The sequence below is a fragment of the Vibrio sp. M260112 genome (assembly GCF_036533775.1).
In the GTDB taxonomy this organism is placed as follows: Bacteria; Pseudomonadota; Gammaproteobacteria; order Enterobacterales; family Vibrionaceae; genus Vibrio.
In genome coordinates, this window is the sequence record NZ_JATABH010000092.1 from 1 (window position 1) to 4664 (window position 4664).

Sequence of the window (4664 nt, forward strand, 5' to 3'; positions counted from 1 at the left end):
TCCACTTTGCATTCGGTTTTCGGCATATAACCGTGCGGCTCTTTACAAAAAACGATGTCATTGCGAAAACGTTCACCGAAAGGCGTCAAAGCAGGGAACTTGACACCTTTTTCAACAAGTTTCTGCTGGATTTTGAGCATCTTTTGGTATGCTTCGGTGGATTGATCCATATCTTCAAGATCAAGTTGTACACTGTAAGCTAATGAAACGCCGCTATCTGTCATAACATCGGCATCTGCACCATGATCCAATAAATACAGAACCTCATCAAAGGCAGTCGAAACCAAATGCAATACAGGCGTATTTCCTAACGAGTCGCGGGCATTCACATCGGCACCGTACTCGACTAAAAGCTTCATAGCATCACTTTCTTCAAGCAAGGGGGTGTTGAAAATCAAAGTATCTTCTTCATCACGCAGATTAGGGTCCATACCACTTTCAAGAAGAGCTTTTAAGGGCTCGTCACTTTTGCGCCACATAGCGTGATAAGCCACGCTGCCTAGTTCCGGCAACTCAATAGATGGATCGGCACCTAACGCCATCAACGCTTTAATGGCTACGGGGTTTTCATCATTTACGGCAAAGCCAAGCAGTGTCATCCCGTGTTTTCCTCGGGCATCGATATCTTCAAGCGCTTTCCCAAGTTTGGTGATAACTTCACCGTCTTTTTTCTTTATCGCCTTTGCAATGTTCAGCATATCCCCTTCAAAAAAGGCGTCGGCATAAGGTTTGCTGCCAAAAATATTCATCAAATCTCCTTTTGCTACCATAGATAAAGCAAGCAGCCCTGCAATCAGAAGCCATCCCCACTTTTTCATTAGGCTCCACTCTTAGTTAGTGTGTATAAGTCGTTCACTTTACGCTCTTCTAGAGCAAGCCGCACCTGATCCATTCCGTGCATATCGGCTTTTTCTTTGGCTTTTACCGCCCCATAACTGATAGGAGCAGCAATCGGTAAAACTAAGCCCGTCGCCGTTGCCACCCTTATCGCTTGGGGGGTAAGAGACTTGGTTTTTGGCAATGTTGTGTCTAGCGATTTATCGCGAACTGCATCGGGCATAATGTGCTTTAATATAAAGTTCTGTTCTTGAACGTAGGTCAAAATATCGCCTTCCGTTCGATAGCCTTTAATCAACGTATCCGGACCTTGTTTGGCTTTGGGGACGCCATATCTTTCTACTGTATTGCTATGCAAACCAGCGGCGTTAAAAGTGACACAAGACATTCCACTTGCCTTACAAGCAGCACTGGCCATGCCTCCACCAAGTGAATGTCCGGATATTTCAACAGGTAAACCTTGCTTCTTGACCGCTTTGCCGATATCAACTGCCCTGCGATAATATGCAGATTCTTTGTCTCTCCCCTGGGCGGAATTATTTTTCCAATCGTCCAGCTTGAGCATTTCTGTGCCTCTGAACACCACTACGGGCTTGGCGCTAGGACCAAAGACGTTTTTGTCGGGCATATATACTTGCGCCTGAAAGTTACTGTCTTTAATCGTCAGATCTTTTTTCCGTAGACCTAAATTTTTGAGTTCCGCAGGTGATGCTTCAAACCATCCAGAATCGCCTTCAAAGTCCTTTTTTAGCTGTAAGCGCCGCTCGTCTAGTTTGTCATCGGGTTTGCCAACTGTGTAAACGTGGTCAGATAACATGGCCTTCTCAGCGGCATCCATATCCATAGCGAATCGATCTGCGGCTTCTGGGTTAGTCGATTTTGCCCGCTCTGTAATTTCTTCTCGCGCTTTTCTTCGCTGTGCTTTTGTGGTGCTGGTTTCTAGCACATCTAGCATTTCTTGTTTGTCTGCACCGTTGTCGACTGCCGTAATAATGGACTGTGCCAGAGAACTCATTTCTTGCAGCTCCATGGCTTTGTTCAATAGTGCGATGTCAGCTTGCACTGCCATTTTCTGCGACGCAGATTTATAGAATTCAGGTGTAAAGATAGAGCTCGCCCAACCACTGCCCAGCGGCTCAGCCAGAGGGGTGATCTTCAAAAATGGTGACTGGCTGGCAACGGCACTTTGTGCACATTTTTGAGTGGGTGAGGAGTAAGGGGTGTCGCCAATGAAAACGTTCCCTGAACCAACCGAAACCGAGCCACCACAGCCAATCCCATCGCCGACTCGAGCGGCAGGCTTGCCATTGATTGAGACGGTCGAAGAACCTGCGGATATGCTGCGGCTATGGATACCATGCGGCATTTTGGGGCAGGGGCAAGCGTGGAGTAGTACTGTATCGCCTTTTCTTGCGGCAGGCTTTGCATTGATAAAGACATCGCTACTACCGGTAACAATGGGTGTGGCAGGAAAACAGCCGTGTCCGGCACAACTGTCTCCGCTTCGTGCTGCTGCTGGCATTAGAGTCTCCTATCCGGATCGTCCGGCTCTTGCGGTTTCGCAGGTGGTTGTGGCTCAACCGCTTTTGGTGCGGTGCCGCTTCCTGGTGAACCACCTTCGTTAATCTTGACCACATTTCCTGAAATGGTGATCCCACCGCCATCGATTTTGACAAAACCTCCAGGGCCTTTGATGGTCAGTTCTTGTTTGGCTTCCAGCACGATGTTGGTGGCATTCAGATAACTTTCATTGTTCACCGCGATACGTTGGTTGGCGCCGATCTCTTTTTCTTCAGACGCCGACATCGATGTGACGCTGCCTCCTTCAATTTTGGTCACCATACCACCAGAGATAAAACGGTTCACTGCGCCAATGACTCGCTGAACTAAGTTACGACCGACCTTGTAGTGGTGATCTTGACCAAACTCTTCGGTGACGTTCTTGCCGACTAAGCGGTGGGTATTTTCTGTCACCATCTGAAAGAAGTGTTGACCAATTTTTTGATGAAAATCGAGGCCAACCGACTCGCGGCTGATGTGGTTGATCACGACGTCTTTGTCTTTTTGAGCGTGTAAGTAGATTTGCTCTTGGTCTGCTTGGTCTTCAAATCTCAGCTCATTAGACCCTTTGCCTTGGTGGGTTTGGGTTTTTAATACCGTTCGCGTTTTATGATTTGGCAGAACATAAGGCGGTTTATTGACTGCATGATAGGTGCGCCCCGTGATGATGGGCTGATCAGGGTCACCATTAAGAAATGAGACAATCACTTCGTGACCAATGCGAGGCAAAGCGACCATGCCATATTGGCTGCCCGCCCAACCTTGAGAGACTCGCACCCAACATGAACGATGTTCAGGGTTTCTCTCTTCGCGATCCCAGTGGAAATGGACTTTTACGCGACCATGTTCGTCACAGAAGATTTCCTCTCCCTCAGGGCCGACGACCGTCGCGATCATCGGGCCATCGACTCTCGGTTTGGTCTCGGGCTCCGCTTGCCAATTGAGATGAGCCGGGATGGCTTGCCATTGGTTGGCGTAGGTCGTCTTGCCTTGAGTGCCCTCTTCCTCGAGTGCTTGAGCCTGTTCGCCTTGGTGATTGACTTGAACCAGCAGCCAAGCGCGATTAAAGGATGTGTTGAGGTGGTCACTCAAGGTAAATTTATACCCTGAGCGGAGCAACAATTCGTTGCTTTTGCCTTTGGCTAACTGGGCGTTACGGCGCAGATAACTCAAGCGAGTGCGGGTGAAGGCGATGCCATTTGGGTCACCTTTATAGCGACCTGGCGCATCAAAGTGCACGTAAGTGGGTTGTTGGTAATCCATCTCCGTGCCGTGAGCCAATTGGCTAAAGGAATAAGCCGGGTTTTTAAAGCTGTAGTCTTTGAGTTCTACCTCACTAACGTGGGCCTCGGATTGATAAGAAAAATCTTGGATATACGGCACATCGCTGACACCACCCGCCAACCCGTTGTACGGAATAGGCTGAGGTAAGGAGGGCAGCAGCACAGTGGCATCACTGAACAGCAAGGTGTGTTTTCCGGCTTCATGAATAAAGCTGTAGACCATGCCTTCTTCCGCGGCGAGGCGGTGGAGAAAGTCGAGGTCACTTTCACGGTATTGGACACAAAACTCACGTTGAGCAGGCTCGCGTTGCAGTGAAAAGGCATAGTCATGAATGCCCATCTCCTGCAATAGCGTCTCGATGATGTCGGGCGTGGTCTTATGTTGGAAAATCCGGCTGTTGTGGCGCAGCGAGAGACGTTCCAGCGCAGGTACCAGCGTCAAGGCATAGCGAGTATGGTGATGGCCAATGTCGCCCTGCGTGAACGCGCGCGCTATCCCATGTACGCGCTGCACCAACACTTGGTTGCGGTACATGCGCAGCTCGACCTGCCGATCCACCACTTGGTCTGCGGTTAAGTCATGCCGACGGCTGGCTAAGGTGATTTGATAACAAAAACCGTAACAAGGTCGATGATGAAACACGCTGGCAGACAAGGACTCTTGCCCATCGAACTGAGTCACAACCAAGGCATCATCGCCGAGTCCTTCTATATTGATGGTGTACGCCAATGTCGCCATACGTCTCTCCTATCGTTAACCCTAAACACAAAAAACCTTCACCACACATCACCGTGAAAAAGATGGTCTGAGGTGAAGGTTTTCAGGTGGCTCCAAGGGGAGCCACCGAAAATCAAAGTGATTAAGCTTCGATAGGTTTACGCCAATCGTCTGAACCAGACGTACCTGCGTTGACGTGATCCCAAGTGATCTTACGGTACGACATTGAGACCGTTAGATTTTGCGTGAAGTCGGACATCGACGGA

Annotated in this window: 3 protein-coding genes and 1 pseudogene; all 4 read right to left on the reverse strand. The window is 49.2% G+C overall.

Annotated elements, in window-relative coordinates; translation table 11 throughout:
- Window positions 1–818: ankyrin repeat domain-containing protein (locus tag QTN95_RS19660; RefSeq protein WP_331418690.1), on the reverse strand; the 818-nt coding region annotated here is incomplete at its 3' end.
- Entirely contained in the window at window positions 818–2359 is a 1542-nt protein-coding gene (locus QTN95_RS19665; protein ID WP_331418691.1) for a PAAR domain-containing protein, read from the reverse strand. The genes QTN95_RS19665 and QTN95_RS19660, both read right to left, overlap by 1 nt.
- Complete coding sequence (gene tssI, locus QTN95_RS19670) at window positions 2359–4419, reverse strand: type VI secretion system tip protein TssI/VgrG (protein ID WP_331418692.1); 2061 nt, start codon at window positions 4417–4419, stop codon at window positions 2359–2361. Before tssI ends, QTN95_RS19665 begins: the two co-directional genes overlap by 1 nt.
- Before the next feature lie 121 nt (window positions 4420–4540).
- Window positions 4541–4664 (reverse strand): annotated as a pseudogene (locus tag QTN95_RS19675) (type VI secretion system tube protein Hcp); the annotation flags it as partial.

Coding starts and splice junctions, on each gene's coding strand:
- QTN95_RS19665 (WP_331418691.1), bottom strand. CDS start 2,359: ATGCCAGCAGCAGCACGAAGCGGAGACAGTTGTGCCGGACACGGCTGT.
- tssI (WP_331418692.1), bottom strand. CDS start 4,419: ATGGCGACATTGGCGTACACCATCAATATAGAAGGACTCGGCGATGAT.